The organism is Kocuria sp. TGY1127_2 (assembly GCF_013394385.1).
GTDB lineage: Bacteria > Actinomycetota > Actinomycetes > Actinomycetales > Micrococcaceae > Rothia.
Genome location: NZ_AP022834.1, coordinates 2,433,445 through 2,451,758 on the forward strand (window position 1 = coordinate 2,433,445; position 18,314 = coordinate 2,451,758).

An 18,314-nucleotide genomic window follows, 5' to 3' on the forward strand; every position below is an offset into this window, starting at 1 on the left:
CGCCGCCCGACCGCTTCCCTCATGGGATGCGACCGGGCGGCGTCGTTGTCAACGGAGGTCAGCCGTTCAAGCGTGCTCGCAGAGCGTCGCGCTGTTCCTTCACCTCGGAGGGAACGTGGTCACCGAGCTTCTCCAGCCATTCATCAATTCCCGGAAGCTCTGCCTTCCACTCATCCGCGTTGACTGCTAGGGCAGCCGCGGTGTCCTGGGGATCGGCGTCAAGTCCGGTCAGGTCGAGATCCTCGACATCGGGCACGATACCGACGGCCGTTTCCCGGCCACCGGCAGTGCCCTGAAGACGCTCGACGATCCACTTGACCACGCGCGAGTTCTCGCCGAATCCAGGCCAGGCGAAACCGCCATCCGGGGTGCGGCGGAACCAGTTCACGTAGAAGATCTTCGGCATATTCTCTTCGCCGTACTTCTCCGCGAGGCTCACCCAGTGCTTCAGGTAGTCGCCAGCGTTGTAGCCGATGAATGGCAACATTGCCATCGGATCGCGACGCACGACGCCGACCTGGCCCTTCGCCGCTGCGGTCGTTTCCGAGGACAACGTCGCGCCCTGGAAAACGCCATGGTTCCAGTCGAAGGACTGCGACACGAGCGGCACGGTGGTCTTGCGACGTCCACCGAAAACGATCGCGGACAACGGCACGCCTTCGGGGTCGCTGTACTCGGGAGCGACGATGTCGCACTGCTCGATCGGGGTGCAGAATCGCGAGTTCGGGTGCGCGGCAGGACGACCTGACTCGGGAGTCCAGTCTTGCCCCTTCCAGTCCGTCAAGTGCTCGGGGACCTCGTCGGTCATGCCTTCCCACCAGACGCCGCCGTCATCAGTCAGGGCAACGTTGGTGAAGATCGTATTACCCTTCGCGACGCCGCGCATCGCATTGGGGTTGGTCGACCAGCCGGTCCCCGGGGCCACACCGAACAGGCCGGCCTCCGGATTGATAACCCGAGGCTTGCCTTGATCATCGAAGCTGATCCAGGAAATGTCGTCGCCGACCATCTCTGCTTTCCAGCCTTCAATGCTGGGCTCGATCATCGCAAAGTTGGTCTTGCCGCACGCGGACGGGAATGCCGCGCTGATGTAATGAGTCTCCCCTTTGGGGTCGGTGACCTTGAGGATTAGCATGTGCTCGGCAAGCCACCCCTCATCATGCGCGATGGCCGAGGCAATGCGCAGGGCATAGCACTTCTTTCCGAGAAGTGCGTTGCCGCCGTAACCGGAACCGAAGGACCAAATGGCTCGTTCTTCTGGGAACTGGACGATGTACTTATCCGGGTTGCAGGGCCACGCGACATCCTCCTGGCCCTCTTCCAGTGGCGCACCCACGGAGTGGAGGGCTTCTACGAAGAAAGCCTCAGTGTCTTCCATCTTGCGCAACACATCTTGACCGATGGTCGCCATAATGCGCATCGAGCACACGACGTAGGCGGAGTCTGAAAGCTCCACCCCGAATTTCGGGTCCTTGGCATCAAGGTGGCCCATGACGAAAGGGATCACGTAGAGCGTGCGACCGCGCATGCAACCACGGTATTTCTCGGTCAGGGTCTCTTTCATCTCTTCCGGGTCCACCCAGTTATTCGTGGGCCCTGCGCCCTCGCGGGTTTTGGAGCAGATGAAAGTGCGTTCCTCGACGCGCGCAACATCCTCGGGATCGGAGAATGCGGCGAATGAGTTCGGGAACTTGTCTTCATTGAGCCGCACGAACGTGCCCGCGTCCACGAGTTCACTCGTGAGACGGTCCCATTCTTCCTGTGAACCATCCACCCAATGGATGGCATCCGGTTCAGTCAACTCGGCAACTTCACGAACCCAGTCCAGCAAAGGCTGGTACTTGGTGGGGGCGTTCTTCAGGGCCTCTTCCACGGCTGGCTTCAGCTTGTCGCTGTTTCCGACGACGATGTCAGTCATTAATTGTTCCCCTCAACAGGTTGCGGCCCTCTCAGGCCATCACTCACGACATTGTGTGGGGGGTGCTCGATATCCATATGGACTGTTGCTCGCTGCGCGCACAACAGGATCCAGCTCCATCCCTTGTGACATGACCACAGTAGCGTAAACCGAACATGCTGTTCCACGATCTCAATGGGGCACAGATCACAGGAGCTCGAGTTGGCGTTTCAGATACCCGCATGTAAGCTAGTACTCGGCCTTGAAACGGGAAGCCGTTCAGTGGCCGGGCGCCTGTAGCTCAACGGATAGAGCATCTGACTACGGATCAGAAGGTTGGGGGTTCGAATCCCTTCGGGCGCACATTATAGGAAGCCCCGTCATCGGAAGGTGACGGGGCTTCTCCCGTTAAGAGCCACTCGATCAAGGTCCCCGCTCCCATTGCCTGCTGTTTCACAATGACGAGCCGAATGGGGCGTGCTCGGCCGGCTTGCAGTTCACGATCGCGATCTGGCTGATGACGACGATCGAATCTGCGATCTGCCGGTCCACACGGACCCCCCCCCGAATCGACCCGGAGGAGCTGACTGCGCGAGCCCGCCGAGCGGAACGGACGTCCGGCCCGCGGCATGCCCGCCCGAGGAATTCCTCGGGCGGGCCGAAATCGCGATGGGACTTCGACGGTGCGGGAGAACTGCACCCTGGACCGATACCCACGGTCCGGAGCGACTCAGGACCGGGTGGTGACCCGCGCCATTCAGCCGGGCAGCCCCGTCGTCGTCCGACCGATCGAGGCGTATACGAATCCCGCCTCGGCCACGCGCTCCGGGTCGTACAGGTTGCGGCCGTCCACGATGACCCGGCCACGCATTGCCCGGGAGAGCGAGGCGGTATCGAACACCCGGAATTCCTCCCACTCGGTGCAGATCACCAACGCATCCGCACCCTCGACGGAATCCTCCTTCGTCTCCGCGTAGATCACTCGACCCTCGTCTTGGCCCACGGCGGCCCGGAACGAGTCCGCGGCGACGGGATCATAGACACGCACCGTGGATCCGACGGCCAGCAAAGATCGGACGACGTCGAGCGAAGGAGCCTCCCGCACGTCGTCCGTCTTGGGCTTGAAGCTCAAACCCCACACCGCCACGATCTTGCCCTCCAGAGAAGGAACCAGCGAGGAGAGTTTCTGGAACAAGAGCGTCTTCTGTTCCGCGTTGACGTCTTCGACGGCCTTCAGCATGCGCGGCGTACGTCCCGCGTCGCGAGCCACGTGCGCTAGGGCCGCGATGTCCTTAGGGAAACAGGATCGGCCATACCCGGCGCCCGCGTAGAGAAACGGCTGGCCGATACGGGAGTCCGAGCCGACCCCCAGGCGCACCTTTTCGATGTCAGCGCCCGTTGCTTCGGCAATGCCCGCGATCTCGTTCATCAGACTGATCTTGGCGGCCAGCATTGCATTCGCCGCGTACTTGGTGAGCTCGGCGGAGGCGACGTCCATGGCGATGATCTTCTCGCGCTGACGGTTGAAGGGTTCGTAGATCTCCCGGAGAACCGTCGCGTCGCGATCGTTCGCGGTGCCGATGACGACACGCTCACCGTGCTTGAAGTCCGCGATCGCCGTCCCCTCCTTGAGGAACTCCGGGTTGGAGGCCACACCCACGCGCGGGCTCTCCCCCTCGGGATACCGCTGGTTCAGCTCGCGCCGAATGGCCTCACCGACCCGAGCGGCCGTGCCTACGGGCACCGTGGACTTGTTGATGACCAGCATGTCGCGGTTTGCACGCCGACCGATTTCCTGGGCCACGGCGTCGACGGCGCGCAGGTCCGCCGAACCATCAGTGGCCTGGGGTGTACCCACCGCGATGAATACGGCCTCTACGCCGTCCAGGGCTTCACCGGCGTCGGTGGTGAAGTGCAACCGGTCATTTTCCAGATTCCTGGCGAGGAGGCGGTCGAGGCCCGGCTCGAAGATCGGGGATTCGCCGCCCTGCAGGCGGCGTACGCGGGCGGCGTCGACGTCGACGCATGTCACCTCGTGCCCACCATCCGCCAAACACGCACTTGTGACCAGTCCCACGTAACCGGAACCGAACACCGCAATCTGCATCGATGCATTCCTTTCTTCTGTTTTCGGTGGGGCCGGAGACCCACGGGGATTCGAAGCAGCATGGCCCCCGCCCACACTCGTACCCCGGATGATTTCCGTAGGCTACTCCCCGGTACACTAGGATAACTCCCGCCTCATGCGGCCTCCGCACGCGCAAAGGGAACGGCCGCAGTTCGGAAAACTAAGATCCCTGCCCAACGGGAGAACTCACGTCCTGGTCGGGATCTGCCCCGTGTCATTCGGCGGAACATCAGCCAGAGGCAACACCGATTCGAGTCAAAAGGCTTAGGACTTCAGCCCATAGCCGCAGAAGAGCGTGGAGCATCGACCGAATCCGGTCAGTCCGAATCGGGAGCATGGCCCGATCGAATCCACGAACGGGGACCGGCCAGATTAGTTCGGTCAAATCGCCAGATCGAGCGGGAGATCCGAGATGTCGCGGAGTCGCCGGCCTTGAACCATCGTGTGAAGGAGCTCGGCGCCGGCCGGGTCGGTCTCGGGGTCGATCGCATCCAACAATTCGTGCAGCGCGAAGTGGTAGACGCAGTCCAGGTCCCCCGTGCCGAGGGCCACCGAGGCGATGCGTGAAGGCATCGGCTCCCCCGTGACCAGCACCAGGTGGGGGATACGGCCCCGACGGTTCCGGATGAGGTGACGGGCTTCGGCCTTTATCTGTTCGGCACGGTCACTGCGGAGCGTCCACTTGCAGGAGACCACGGCGTGCAAAAGCAGTTTGGACTGGACGGCGGACCGCAAGGGACTCGAGGAGGCCAGCGGTCCCATCGGATCCACCAGTCGAGCCGAACCGTTGAGCTCCGAATCCGAGACGGGGTGACGTGCGATGACGACATCGGGGGCCATGATCTCGGCGTCGTGACCCATGAGAGCCCGGAGGTCGCGACGCCCGAGGATGGACTCGCGCATTCCGGGCAAGTGGTCGTACTGCTCGAAGATTTCGGAAGCGTCCTCTATACCGGTCCACTCCTCGCGGTCCCCGAGGCGTCGCACGACCCAGTCGCCCGGCCTCACGGCGTCGAGCGCCTGCGTGACCGACTTGAGATACGCGGCCACGGCCCGCTCGAAATTCCGGCTGACGCCTTTGCCGGGTGCGCGCGAGATCTCGGGCACGCCACCGATGCCGTCGGCCACGAAGCGTGCGTACCGGATGCTCGAAGGGGAGTCCTTGTCCGCGTTGGAAGGAACACCGCTCGCCGGGTTCAGGACCAGCACGCGCTCGTCCAGCAGCACCCGGTGGAAAACCCGACGAGCACGATCCAGAAGGTACTCGGGCTTGGACCGGTGGAAGGCGGCGACCTCAGCTCGGGTCATCTCCGCCTTCGCCTCGTCCAGATTCGGCGGCCCGGCAGTGGCGGCGATGCTCGCGGAGGTCGAGGCCGGGCCTGCCGGCGCTTCTGCACCCTCCGCTCCCGAGGCGCTGACGTGGTCCCCTGTGGTCCGTCGATTCGCTTCTTCGACGACCTTCCGGGCGGTTTTTCCGCCCGCCACACCGGATGCACCAGGCTGAGTCCGCATGCCGCCCGAGCGACGGCCCGCCTTCCCGGATTCCTCGAATTCGGTCAGGTCGAGGGAGAACAGGAACTGTTCTTCCGGTTCGTCGTGCGGATGCTTGGGACTCATGCGACCTCCTGAAGATCGGATCAGTCGCCAGGTTACTGGAGAAGTCGCGTACTCGGGTCGCGCTATGTTTCCGGTCACTCCTTGTGAAGAGTCGTTTACGCCGACACCGGAGCCCCACCTAGACTGTTTCGAAAGAGATTTTCGATCCAACCTGGAGAGCAATGAGCATCAATATCACCGTGGTCGATGAGTCCGGAGAGGCTCAGGAAGTGGAGTGGAAGGACAACCAGACACTCCTCGAATGCCTGCACAAGAACCAGTATCCGGTTCTGGCCACGTGCGGCGGAAACGCATCGTGCGCAACCTGCCATACCTTCATGGACCCCGAACACTTCGAAGCCGGCGGCGACGAACGCACGGAAGCGGAAGAAGACCTGCTCGAGATGATCGACGACGTCGCGAACGACTACTCGCGGCTGGCATGCCAGACCGAATACAAGGACGAGCTCGACGGCGCAACGGTGACTCTCAAGCCCGGGATGTAGCCTAGGTGGCTCTTGCGGCGTCATCTTGTCGAACGCCACATTCGGTGGAAGCGGTGGAACCGCTCTGTTAATACGCATAATCTAATGCCATGGCTCATGACACCACTCGACGCTTTCGAACGTCGCTCACGGGGGTAGCCTTCGCGGCATTGCTCCTCGGAGCTAGCGCGTGTTCTTCTGGCGACTCCCAAGGGCAGCACGAATCCGCGTCGTCTTCCGATTCCGCATCATCGTCGACGTCAAGCCCCGCCCCGTCGCCCTCCGCAACCTCTGCCAAATCCAACCCTGAGCCCGGCTCCTCGACGCCCGCACCCACGCCGACCGTCACCGAGCAGTCTCCGACACAAGAGCCTTCGGGCACCTCGTCCCAGGCACCGTCGGAAGCTCAGCCGAGCGAGCCCACGCCGACGGAGCAGACCCCCTCGTCAGAGGCTTCTTCCCAGAGCCCCACGAATCCACCGGGCGCGAAAAGTGCTTCTTGCGCTGACGGTGCACTCAAGGTCGCCGTCGAGGCTTCCGGCGGCGCGGCCGGATCCACAAATTACACCGTGACGTTCACCAATTCCGGATCGGACGCATGCAAGATGTCCGGATATCCCAGCGTAAACTTCGTCGACGGTTCCGGACAGACGATCGGTGCCGCGGCGATGCAGGCCACGGAACTTCCCGGCAACGGGGCAACCCTGAATCCCGGAGACTCGACCTCGGCTGCCCTGCGCAGCACTCAGGCGGATCTCTACGGGCAGACATGCGAGAAAACCAATGCTTCCGGCCTGCGCATCACCGCACCGGGAAGCGAACAAGTATTAGATGTCAGCTTCCCGATGTCGGCGTGCGCCAATGGTTCGGTTCAGCAACTGTCCGTGAGCAAGGTCGGCGTCCAGAGCTGAGCGGAGATTCCGCTAGAGGGTCGTCGTGGATTCCTCGTAGGAGTACCGCGGGGAACGATCATATGAAGGGTCGACACCCTTACCAATATTCACGACCACAAGCGAGCTCAGGTCCATTCCGGCGAGCAGGTCCTCGTCCACGCCGGCGGTGTCGAACCCTGTCATCGGGCCCGCTGCGAGGCCCAAGGCCCGTACGGCCATGACGAAGTAGCCCACCTGGATGAATGCGTTGTCGCGCCCGGTAGTCTCTGCGAGCTCCGGATTGTCCAGGTACATCTGACCCATCTGCGGACGAGCCGGCAGGAAGTGCTCGAATTTGTGGTGCCAATTCTTGTCGACGGCCAAGATCGCGACCAACGGGGCAGCCTCGGTCTTCGGCTGATTGCCGGGCATCATGTGCGAGACCAAACGTTCCCGCCCTGCCCCGCGCTCAACCCACACCACGTGAAGAGGCTGGGAGTTGAAAGCCGTGGGGCCCATCTTCGCCAGCTCGTAAATGGCGCGCTTCTGGTCCTCGGTGACCTCGATGTCCTCGAACTCGCTGACAGTGCGAGAGTTGAAGAGCAGGTGAAGATCCTCGTCGGTCAACTGCGACTGGGTAATGGTGTCGATCATGCGTATTCCTTCGTCTCGGAGCGGCACCGGACGAGTGCCGTTGCTTTACGTGTAAACGGACTCCTTCAAATGCTTATTCCTTGAGAAGCGCGTCCAGCGGCAAGTGTGATGCAACTCGCTAAAGCCTCGCCCTCGGGCGACGAGCCACCACTGCGTACACCACGAAAGTCACGACGAAGGCCGTCAGGGTTGCGCCAAGGGGAATCGAGACCACATATGCGAACCACCACGAGGTCAATGCGCCCACGGTCCATGCCAAGAGCGCAGGCAGGCCGAAGGCCGGCATAGCCGCACCTTCTGCGTAGTGAGCCTTGTTCTTCAGGTAATAATCGCAGATCATAATCGCGAAGACGGGGACGAAAAACGCCCCGATAACCAGCAGAAAATCGGTGAAATAGGACAACAGGGCAATTTGGGTGGCTCCCAGAATAGAGATCCCGCCGACCACCGCGACGGTTCTCCCGTACCGCTTACCCGCCGCCGGGAAGAGACTCGAAACGGAAGTGACCATCCCATAGACAACCATGGTGTTGGTTGCCATGACAGAAAGAAACACTGTGGCAGCGATGGGCCATCCGAAGCTGTTGACGAGCGGTTGCGGGTTGAAGTCCACCACCGAGCCGCCCTGATCAAGAATCGCCATGGTAGCCGTGGCTCCCATCGCCATCGCGAGGATCGTCGACGCCGTGTATCCCAAGAACGTGCCCGACATGGTCCCTCGCTGGGATCGACCGTACCGGTTCAGGTCCGCGGAGAGAACCGTCCACGAAATCGCCGTGGCGAAGACGGCATCGAAGGCCAACGACGGTGTATACGCTCCTTCCGCGGGGGGACTCGCGAGATACTGCGAAGCCTGACCCTCCCCCAGACACTGCCAGAATATCCAAGCCATGCACGCAAGAATGACCAAGGCCAACCACGGCTCGATGCGGGAGATTCCGGCATGTCCGAAGACGGCCAGGATCACGACCAACAGTTCGGAAGCCACAGAGAAAAGGACTGGGTTCGACCATCCCGTAGCGCTGGAGACCAACGTGTTGACGGTGACGCCCGCCAACATCGCTTGAACCCAACTCCATCCCATGAGCACCAGAATGTTGGCGACCTTGGGAACGACGCTCCCGGCCCGGCCGAAGGGAGCCTCCGTCAGTTCCATGGTCCCTCGTCGTGTACGAGTACCGATGTTGCCGACCAGAATCAGCACGATACCGCCCAGCAGAGTCCCGGCGACGATCAGCACGAGCGAGGTTCCGTAGGCCAGGGACGGTACGAAGAGTGTTCCCGTCAACATTGTGGTGACCACGAGGTTGGCCGCAAGCCAAGTGCCACCGCTGCGAAGAAAACCAGGTCGATCCTCGCTCTGAGTTTTCACTCCAACCTTCACCTGATCTCCTGTGACATATCAATGAGAGAAACACACTGCACGGTGGTCCAGGGTACCTGGAGCGAGGGAAGGCAGGACACGGCACAATGGGAGGTATGCCCTCGGCAATCGAACGTTTCAGTCCCGCAACCCGCGAGTGGTTCACCGGCGCATTCCAGCGCCCGACTTCGGCACAAGACGGTGCCTGGGATGCGATTGCCCAAGGTCGGCATGCGCTCGTTGTGGCTCCCACCGGATCCGGCAAAACCCTCGCCGCGTTCCTGTGGGCTCTCGATCGTCTCCTCCATACCGACACCGGTGCGGATTCCACCGATGAGTCAGCCCCCAGTCCGACGGGGCCTCACGGCCCACCCGAATTCCCCGGCCGACGAGCCGCGGAACGGAGGAAGAAAGCCACCAATCACACCAAGGTTCTCTACATCTCGCCACTCAAAGCCCTCGGCGTCGATGTGGAACGGAACCTGCGCTCTCCTTTGGTCGGCATCTCCCAAACCGCGAGATTCCACGGCACGGAACCACGCGAACTCTCCGTTGGGGTCCGCTCGGGTGACACCCCGGCTCGTGAGAGGCGGCGCCTGGTCACGGACCCTCCGGACATCCTGATCACCACGCCGGAGTCGCTCTACCTGATGCTGACCTCCAAGGCGAGGTCGACTTTGTCCCAGGTGGACACCGTGATCGTGGACGAGGTCCACGCCGTTGCCGGCACCAAGCGAGGTGCCCACCTGTCAGTTTCTTTGGAACGACTGGACCAGATACTCCCCCAACCGGCACAGCGGATCGGGCTCTCCGCGACGGTCGAGCCCGTGGACACTGTCGCTCGTTTCCTCGGCGGCACCGCACCCGTGACCGTCGTCCGTCCCGAGACCGAGAAGAACTGGGAACTTACGGTTTCCGTCCCGGTACCGGACATGTCCAATCTGACGACCCCGGTCCCCCGCACCGACCTGCCCGAACAGCGCTCCGGGGTCAGCGCCGGCTCGGCATCTTCGGGTACTGCGACCCTGGAGGACGCCCTCGGCCTGGACCTGAAGTCCCCTCTGACGCAGGACTCCAAGCACCATGAGCACGCGCCTGCATCGTCGTATCCACTCCCCCAGGAAACACCGCACACCGTGGTCGCCTCGATCTGGCCGCACGTTGAAGAACGAATTGTCGACTTGGTGGAAGCGAACCGCTCGACCATTGTCTTCGCCAATTCACGAGGGTTGGCGGAAAGGCTCACCTCGCGACTCAACGAGGTACACGCATTTCGCGAGGAACAACGTGGCAACGTTGCACCGACCGCGAATGATGCTGGTTTCTCCCCCATCGAGGACCCACAAGACGATGTTCCGGGAAGCCTTGCGGGCGGAGTCGAAATTCCATATGCCCCTCCGGCTCTTAACCACCTGAATTCCGGCACAGCTGCCTCCGAATTGGCCCGCGCACACCACGGGTCCGTATCCAAGGACCAACGGGCTCTGATCGAGGACGCCCTGAAGTCAGGCCGCCTCCGTTGCGTTGTCGCGACGAGTTCCCTCGAGCTTGGCATCGACATGGGCGCGGTCGACCTGGTCATTCAGGTTGAGTCTCCACCGAGTGTGGCCAGCGGACTGCAGCGGGTTGGGCGCGCAGGCCACCAAGTCGGCGAGACCTCACGCGCGGTGATGTATCCCAAACACCGAGGTGATCTGCTCTCGTCGGCCGTCACCGTTGAACGCATGCGGTCCGGGGCCATCGAGACACTGCACATTCCGGCCAACCCTCTGGACGTGTTGGCGCAGCAGACCGTTGCGGCGTGCGCGTTAGGGCCCATCGACGTGGAGGCATGGTTCGAAGCGGTCCGGCACACCGCGCCCTTCGCGGCTCTTCCACGATCCGCCTTCGATGCCGTCCTCGACCTGTTGGCCGGAAAATACCCGTCCGATGAGTTCGCGGAGCTCCGCCCACGGTTGGTCTGGGATCGAGACGCAGGAACCCTCGAGCCGCGTCCGGGCGCCCAACGCGTCGCCGTCACCTCAGGAGGCACGATCCCGGACCGTGGCCTGTACCCGGTCTACATCGTTGGCTCCGACGAGCAGGACCGGGGCCCCAAACGCGTGGGCGAACTCGACGAAGAAATGGTCTACGAATCTCGGTCCGGGGACGTCATAGCCCTCGGTGCGACCAGTTGGCGCATCGAGGAAATCACCCACGACCGGGTCAACGTGACTCCGGCCCCCGGTCAGGTCGGCAAATTGCCGTTCTGGCACGGCGACGGGCCAGGGCGACCCGTAGATCTAGGGGAAGCTACCGGACAATTCACGCGTGAAGTGGCGACGTCTCTTGCCGAAGGCGATGAGGGCGTCGAAACAGTTCGAGAACGCCTGACGTCTGCTGGGCTGGACGAATGGGCCGTCGACAATCTGTGTGCCTACGTGGACGAACAGCGGGTCGCGACCGGCCAGGTTCCGAGCGAGAAAACCATGGTCGTCGAACGTTTCCGTGACGAACTGGGCGACTGGCGGGTCATCCTGCATTCCCCTTACGGCATGCCGGTCCATGCCCCCTGGGCGCTCGCCGTCGGAGCCCGGATCGACGAGCTCTACGGTTTGGACGGTTCCGCGATGGCATCCGATGACGGCATCGTTCTGCGCATCCCCGCGATGGAAGAGGACCCTCCCGGTGCGGACTTGTTCATGTTCGAACCGGAGGAGATCGAGGCGATCGTGACCGAGCAGGTCGGATCATCGGCATTATTTGCCTCGCGCTTCCGCGAATGCTCAGCGCGCGCTTTGTTGCTTCCGCGCCGTGACCCTGGCAAGAGGACACCGCTGTGGCAACAGAGGCAACGATCGGCCCAATTGCTCGACGTCGCCCGCAAGCACCCGAACTTCCCGATCATCCTGGAAACTGTGCGCGAGTGCCTCCAGGACGTCTACGATCTTCCGGCTCTGCGTCGAATTCACGAGAGCATCGAGTCCAAGCGCATTACCGTCCGAGAACTCGAGACCCCGGAACCCTCGCCCTTCGCCAAGACTCTGCTCTTCGGCTACGTCGGACAATTCCTGTACAACACGGATGCGCCGCTCGCCGAGCGCAAGGCCGCCGCGTTGTCCCTCGACCCGACGTTGCTCTCCGAATTGCTGGGCCGGGACGAGTTGCGCGAGCTCCTGGATCCCGAGGTGATTCGGGAGACCGAAACACAGCTTCAGCGGCTGGCCGAAGGCCGGCAGATGCATGGACCCGAGGGCCTTGCGGACCTGCTCCGGATACTCGGGCCTCTCACCGTGGAGGAGGCGGCCGCGCGCCTCGAAGACGGGGAGGACACCGAAGTTTTCGCTCAAGAATTGTTCCGAGCGAATCGTGCGTACAGGACCCGCGTCGCCGGAGCCGATAAGATCGCCGCAGTAGAAGACGCCGCCCGCTTGCGCGATGGTCTCGGCACACCTCTGCCGATGGGAATTCCTCACGCTTTCATTGAGCCCGTCGCGGATCCACTGGGTGACTTGGTCTCCCGCTTCGCACGAACCCATGGCCCGTTCACCACCTCCCAGGCTGCGCAGTCGCTCGGGCTCGGCCCCGCGGTGATCGAGACGACTCTGACGCGGCTGTCCACCGACCGGCGCGTCGCACAAGGCCGTTTCCTGCCGCCGGAGATGGCGAACGAGCGGGCAGGCGGCGAGCAAGCGGTCGAATGGTGCGACGCAAGTGTGCTCCGTACGATTCGCCGGCGTTCTCTGGCCAAATTGCGCTCGCAGATCGAGCCAGTGGATGCGGCGACATACGCTCGTTTTCTGCCGGCGTGGCAACACGTGCGAGCCGAAGGGGCCAGCGACGATCCGCGCGTGGACGATTCGGACGGCCTTCTGAGCGTCATCGACCAGCTTGCCGGCTTCCCGGTCCCGGCCTCCGCGTTGGAGACCCTCGTTTTGCCTGCCCGCATTCGCGGTTACCAGTCCCAGATGCTCGACGAGGCGATGTCCCGTGGTGACGTGTTGTGGACGGGCTCGGGCACGATTCCAGGCCAGGACGGATGGGTCAGCTTGCACTTGGCCGAGTCCGCGGATCTCACCGTTCCGGCGGAGCCCCCTACCCGGCTCGAAGACCTGAGCGAGGACGCGCGCAAGGTCTTCGATGCCATGGGGGACGGCGCCGATTTCGCCCCGAGAATTGCGATGCGCGCCGGGATGACCGTCGGTACGGCAGGCGATGCGCTGTGGGAACTCGCCTGGGCCGGATTGGTCACCAACGACACCGCGGGGCCCCTTCGCGCGTTCTTGGACGGAGGGAAGTCCGCACATTCGAGGCCCAAGGCACCGGGACGGTCCAGATCTCGTGGACGACGCGGAGCAGGCCGCATCACCTCGGCCAGGTTGGGAAGCCGGACTCACGCCGATCCGTCGCGTATTGGGCTTGGACTCGCAACAGGAGAATCCGCGGAGTCTGCCGCAAGTATGTCCGGGTTGAGCCCCCAACGGGAACGCGAGTTGAGCGGTCGGTGGTCGCGGGTCAGCTCATTCCTCGATGAGGAGCCGCTGGACACGACGGTCCGTGCGGTCGCCATGGCGCAACTGATGCTCGACCGGTACGGCATTCTGACCCGTGGGGCAGTGGCCCAAGAAGAGACGCCAGGTGGTTTCGCCGCCGTGTACCAGATACTGACCGCCCAAGAAGACCAAGGCGAAGCCCGGCGCGGATACTTCATCGAGGGTCTCGGCGGTGCTCAATTCGCCGCACCTTCCACCGTGGATCTTCTGCGGTCCTCGACGATCGACGAGCAGCTCGAGGGCTCAACCTCTGAGCCGAGGGCCCCGGAAGTGGTGGCGCTGGCGGCCAGCGATCCGGCCAATGCCTATGGCGCGGCATTGGCATGGCCCGAGGCGGTTCCCGCGCCACGGCTTCTCGGCCGTGAAGCGACTGCTGACGAGGATTCTCGTCTCGCCCGCCCGGGCAGGAAGGCCGGTTCCCTGATCGTTCTGGTAGACGGCAGGCCGGTCTTGTACGTCGAGCGCGGAGGAAAAACCATGCTTGCATTCTCTGCCGATCCCACGGACATGGAGCTTGCCGGTCCCGCGGTGGCTTCCGCTGTGCGAGTCGGGGCGGTGGACAAACTCATTGTCGAGAAGATCAATGGGGTGTCAATCCTCGAGCGGGGAACCACCGGCGATGGCGGCGAGCGCGCTCCGATCGCTATTCTCAGGGACGGGCTGGTTTCCGCGGGTTTCTATACGACGCCCCGCGGGATCCGGATGCGAAAGTGACAACGTGGCAATTTTGCACGGGCCGGGGCCGAGTTGCCCGTTGGGTGGCGACTGAGCGCAATATTCACACGGAATACCGCACAATGTTGTCACATCACTGCGCGACGTCGTCTTGGCTTGCGCGGAAAATCCGGGCTGCGGCGGCGTACCAGTCGAGGACGTCTTCATTTTCCGCACTAGACCGGTTCAATGTGTCGGCGTCCGCCCCCTGGAAAAGCTTTTTCACCGGAATCTCCATCAGTTTCCCGGTGCGCGTCCTGGGGACCGCTGGGGCTTCGATGAACTCATCGGGCACGTAGCGCGGAGAGACCCGAGTCCGAATGGCGTCCACGATGCTCGCTTTGAGCTCATCCGTGAGTTTCTTTCCCGGTTGAGGCACCACGAACAAGGGCATGTAGTAGTCCCCACCGGCCAGTTCCGCGCCGATGACCATCGACGCCTCGACGCCGTCGACCTGATCCACGACGTCGGTAATGTCCGCGGAGCCCATCCGGATGCCGCCGCGATTAATCGTCGAATCGGACCGGCCGTGGATGATCATTCGTCCGTCCGGCATCTGCGTGGTCCAGTCCCCCTGCCTCCAGGTTCCAGGGAAAAGATCAAAGTAGGCGTCACGGTATCGAGTACCGTCGGCGTCGTTCCAGAAACAGATCGGCATACTGGGCATCGGCAGTGTGATCACGAGTTCTCCCACCTCGTTCCACACCCTTTCACCTCCCGAGTTCCAGGCTTCTGCCGCGATGCCGAGGTACGGGCCCATGATTTCACCGCGATACACGTCCATATACGGATTACTGCCGACGAAAGCGCTGGTCACATCGGTTCCGCCGGAGTCGGACCCCAGCCTGACGTCGTCGCTGACGGCCTCGTACACCCAGTCCCATGTGGGGTCGGGAAGCGGCGAGCCGGTGACAAGGATTCCGTTGAGGGCCGAAAAGTCGTATTTCGTGTTGGGGTAGACGCCCGCCCGATGCGCCATGCTCAGCACGCCTGCGCCGGTTCCGAAGAAAGTGACCCTGTTACGTGCCACGAGTTCCAAAGACTTGTCCGGCCCCTCGAAAGTGGGAGAGCCGTCATAGACCAGAATCGCACTTCCGACCAGGAGGTTTCCCATGTGCAGGTTCCACATCATCCACGTCGTTGCGACCGCAATGTAGACGATGTCCCCGGGACCGACGCCTGCGTGCAGCCCCAGTGCCTTCATGAATTCGAGGGTCACGCCACCGTGTGAGTGCACTATCCCTTTGGGTTTGCCCGTGGTGCCGGAGGAGTACAGGATCCACAGGGGATGGTCGAAGGGGACCTGTTCATAATGGGGCTCGGCCGACGCCGTGATGATCTCGGAGTAGCGGAGCACGTCCTGGGGCACGGCGCCCACGTCCGTTGGGGAACTTTGGTCGACGACGATGACGTGTTCGACCGTCGGCAAGAGCTGACGCAGTGGCTCGATCGTGCCCGTCGTGTCCCGCATCGTGCCGTTATAGTCGTAGCCATCCACGGTGAACAGGATCTTAGGTTCGATCTGCGCAAAACGGTCCGCCACGCCTTGGGGACCGAAATCCGTATTGACGACCGACCAGATCGCGCCGACTGAGGCGGTAGCCATCAGCGCCACCACGGTCTCGGGAATATTGGGGAGCACCGCTGCCACGCGATCCCCGGGTTCAACACCGAGATCGCGAAGTCTCTGCGCAACCGATGCCACCTGTGCCTCGAAGTCTCTCCAGGTGAGCTCGGTGCGCGGGGCGGACTCGTGTTCGCCAACGATCGCGACGTCGTCCGGTCGGCTCTTCGCTGCGCGCAACGAATTCTCGGCGTAGTTGAGTTTGGCTCCTGGGAACCATTGGGCACCAGGCATCTCGCGAGTCGTCAAGACTCGGTCCGATTGCTCCGAGGAGACCACGCCGAAGTATTCCCAGATATCGGACCAAAAGTCCTCGAGATGCTCGGTCGACCACTTATGGAGTGCCTGGTAATGGGGCAGGTCAACCCCGTGCTTCCGTTCAGCCCACCGAGCGAAGGCGTACATCCGGGACCGTTCTATCGATTCCTGGGATGGGCTCCAGAGGCGTGTGCGGGTTTTGAGAGGTTCGGGCTGCTGGCCTCCAGGTTCGATGGGCATCGTGCCTTCTCCTTAGTTGGACTTTCGGTCGTGCCGGTACCTGCGCTCAACGTGCAGTGACACGGCAGAGTTCCGGTACGTTCGAGCCGTCGGATCGCCCTACCAGAGGCTCGCGGCATCAACCACGGTGTGCAGGTCATCACTTCAAGACTAGCCCTGGAGCATCGCGACCGGAGGAAGCGTTCATTGTGCGGGCAAAACATCCCTCTGACTTCCTCCGATCAATCGCCAGACCTTCAGTACCCAGTTTCAAATATTGAGAATCCGCCCCAAAGCGGCTATCTGCAGAGTACGCTCAGACATCACTATTACCGGCCTTACTTTCCGTTAAGGAGCCATCATGGCCTCTGGACTTTTCCGCACCAAGTCCGTTGAGCAGAGCATCCGGGACACCGAAGAGCCCGAGCATCAGCTCAAGAAAAATCTCGGTTCGCTTGATCTTGTCGTGTTCGGCGTCGGCGTCTGCATCGGTGCGGGCATCTTCGTTCTGACCGGACACGCCGCGGCCACCAACGCCGGCCCCGCTATAGTTCTCTCATTCCTCATCGCGGGCGTTGCCTGCGGTTTGGCGGCCATGTGTTACGCCGAACTCGCCTCGACCGTCCCGGTTGCGGGATCCGCCTATACCTTCACCTACGCCACGCTGGGTGAATTGGCCGCATGGATCATCGGCTGGGACCTGATCCTCGAATTCACCGTCGGTGCGGCGGCCTTGGCCACATCGTTCAGCCAGTATCTCGGCGTTCTCCTGGCCGATACTCCCTTCGCAATTCCGGACGCGATCGCTTCCGTGGAAACAGGATGGATCAACCTACCGGCATTCCTGCTGGTTGCGGCCCTGACCGTCGTCCTGATCACCGGGGTCAAACTCTCCAGCCGGTTGAATCAGGTAGTCACCGGTATCAAACTGCTCGTCGTTCTGGCGGTCATCATCGTCGGTATCTTTTTCGTCAAAGTCTCCAACTGGGTTCCTTTCATTCCTCCGGCTCAGGGAGCCAGTGGATCCGAGGGTAGCGCTCTGACGCTGCCCCTCGTCCAGACGGTCTTCGGCATCGCCCCCAGCGTCTTCGGAATCGGAGGCGTGTTCGCGGCCGCGGCCATGGTGTTCTTCGCGTTCATCGGCTTCGACATCGTCGCCACTACCGCCGAGGAGACCCGTAATCCTCAGAAGAACCTCCCGGTTGGCATCTTCGGTTCATTGGCTATCGTGACCGTCCTCTATGCCGGAGTCTCGCTAGTCATCACCGGAATGCAGAACTACAAAGACATCGATCCGGACGACGGCGCCCCGCTCGCGACCGCATTCACCCACAGCGGTCTTCCAATCATGGGAAACATCATTGCCGTGGGCGCCTGCATCGGTTTGATCGTGGTGACCATGATCTTGTTCTTGGGCCAAACCCGCGTTGGCTTCTCGATGTCGCGGGATAATCTCCTGCCAAAGGCCTTGGGAAAGACTCACCCGAAATTCAAGACTCCGTACCGGTTCACGGTCCTCGCCGGTCTCGCCATTGCGCTGCTCGCCGCTTTTGTTCCGCTGTCCAAGCTCGCGGATCTCGTCAACATCGGCACGCTTTCGGCCTTTGTTCTGGTTTCGGTGGGCGTGATCATTTTGCGGAAAAATCGGCCTGATCTGAAACGCTCGTTCAAGGTTCCTTTTGTGCCGGTTCTGCCGATCATCTCCGCCCTCGTGTGCTTCTACCTCATGATGAACCTGCCCCTGGAAACCTGGATCCGCTTCGTCGTCTGGCTTGCCATCGGGATCGTGGTGTACTTCGCGTATTCCCGTCACCACAGCCGGCTCCGTCACGAGGCACCGCCCGAGCCGGCGTCGAGCGACTCCTCGACGCCGGTCTCCTGACTAGGTCTCCACGCCCCCTGACGACGGCGCGCGATCGGTCCGGCCGGTTGCGCGCCGTCGCCCTTCTATCGGTCCACGAGATACCGTGGT

General features: G+C 62.4%; 10 protein-coding genes and 1 tRNA gene. 5 read left to right on the forward strand and 6 right to left on the reverse strand.

The genetic code is table 11. The features are described 5' to 3' along the window. Positions 1-58 precede the first annotated feature (58 nt). Entirely contained in the window at positions 59-1,918 is a 1,860-nt protein-coding gene (locus sake_RS10900; protein ID WP_178946032.1) for a phosphoenolpyruvate carboxykinase (GTP), read from the reverse strand. Between the two features lie 269 nt (positions 1,919-2,187). Between sake_RS10900 and sake_RS10905 the strand changes: the two genes are divergently transcribed. Further along, positions 2,188-2,260, forward strand: a tRNA-Arg gene (locus tag sake_RS10905). Positions 2,261-2,654: 394 nt separating this feature from the next. Here the strand turns inward: sake_RS10905 and sake_RS10910 are convergent. Both sake_RS10910 and sake_RS10915 read right to left on the reverse strand, forming a co-directional pair. Beyond that, on the reverse strand, positions 2,655-4,004 hold the full coding sequence (locus sake_RS10910) for a UDP-glucose/GDP-mannose dehydrogenase family protein (RefSeq protein WP_178946033.1): 1,350 nt from the start codon (positions 4,002-4,004) through the stop codon (positions 2,655-2,657). 402 nt (positions 4,005-4,406) lie between these two features. Further along, the gene (locus tag sake_RS10915) at positions 4,407-5,642 is read right to left on the reverse strand and encodes an NgoMIV family type II restriction endonuclease (protein WP_129360497.1); all 1,236 of its coding nucleotides are present in this window, start codon (positions 5,640-5,642) and stop codon (positions 4,407-4,409) included. A 161-nt stretch (positions 5,643-5,803) separates the two neighbouring features. On the opposite strand from sake_RS10915, the gene sake_RS10920 reads away from it, so the two are divergent. Further along, on the forward strand, positions 5,804-6,127 hold the full coding sequence (locus sake_RS10920; protein ID WP_129360496.1) for a 2Fe-2S iron-sulfur cluster-binding protein: 324 nt from the start codon (positions 5,804-5,806) through the stop codon (positions 6,125-6,127). 89 nt (positions 6,128-6,216) lie between these two features. Then, a complete protein-coding gene (locus tag sake_RS10925) occupies positions 6,217-7,017 on the forward strand; it encodes a DUF4232 domain-containing protein (protein ID WP_129360495.1) in 801 nt (266 codons plus the stop codon). Between the two features lie 12 nt (positions 7,018-7,029). Here sake_RS10925 and sake_RS10930 read toward each other — a convergent pair whose 3' ends face one another. Continuing rightward, complete coding sequence (locus sake_RS10930; protein ID WP_129360494.1) at positions 7,030-7,632, reverse strand: malonic semialdehyde reductase; 603 nt, start codon at positions 7,630-7,632, stop codon at positions 7,030-7,032. Positions 7,633-7,750: 118 nt separating this feature from the next. Beyond that, positions 7,751-9,004 (reverse strand): cytosine permease, encoded by a 1,254-nt coding sequence (locus sake_RS10935; RefSeq protein ID WP_129360493.1) that lies wholly within the window; start codon positions 9,002-9,004, stop codon positions 7,751-7,753. A 107-nt stretch (positions 9,005-9,111) separates the two neighbouring features. Here sake_RS10935 and sake_RS10940 point away from each other — a divergent pair, with 107 nt between their 5' ends. Next, positions 9,112-14,241 carry a DEAD/DEAH box helicase gene (locus sake_RS10940; RefSeq protein WP_178946034.1) on the forward strand — a complete coding sequence of 1,710 codons (5,130 nt, stop codon included), beginning with the start codon at positions 9,112-9,114 and terminating at the stop codon, positions 14,239-14,241. 94 nt (positions 14,242-14,335) lie between these two features. Here sake_RS10940 and sake_RS10945 read toward each other — a convergent pair whose 3' ends face one another. Next, a complete protein-coding gene (locus sake_RS10945; protein WP_178946035.1) occupies positions 14,336-16,363 on the reverse strand; it encodes an acetoacetate--CoA ligase in 2,028 nt (675 codons plus the stop codon). A 340-nt stretch (positions 16,364-16,703) separates the two neighbouring features. On the opposite strand from sake_RS10945, the gene sake_RS10950 reads away from it, so the two are divergent. Next, a complete protein-coding gene (locus sake_RS10950; protein WP_178946036.1) occupies positions 16,704-18,224 on the forward strand; it encodes an amino acid permease in 1,521 nt (506 codons plus the stop codon). Positions 18,225-18,314: the final 90 nt, after the last annotated feature.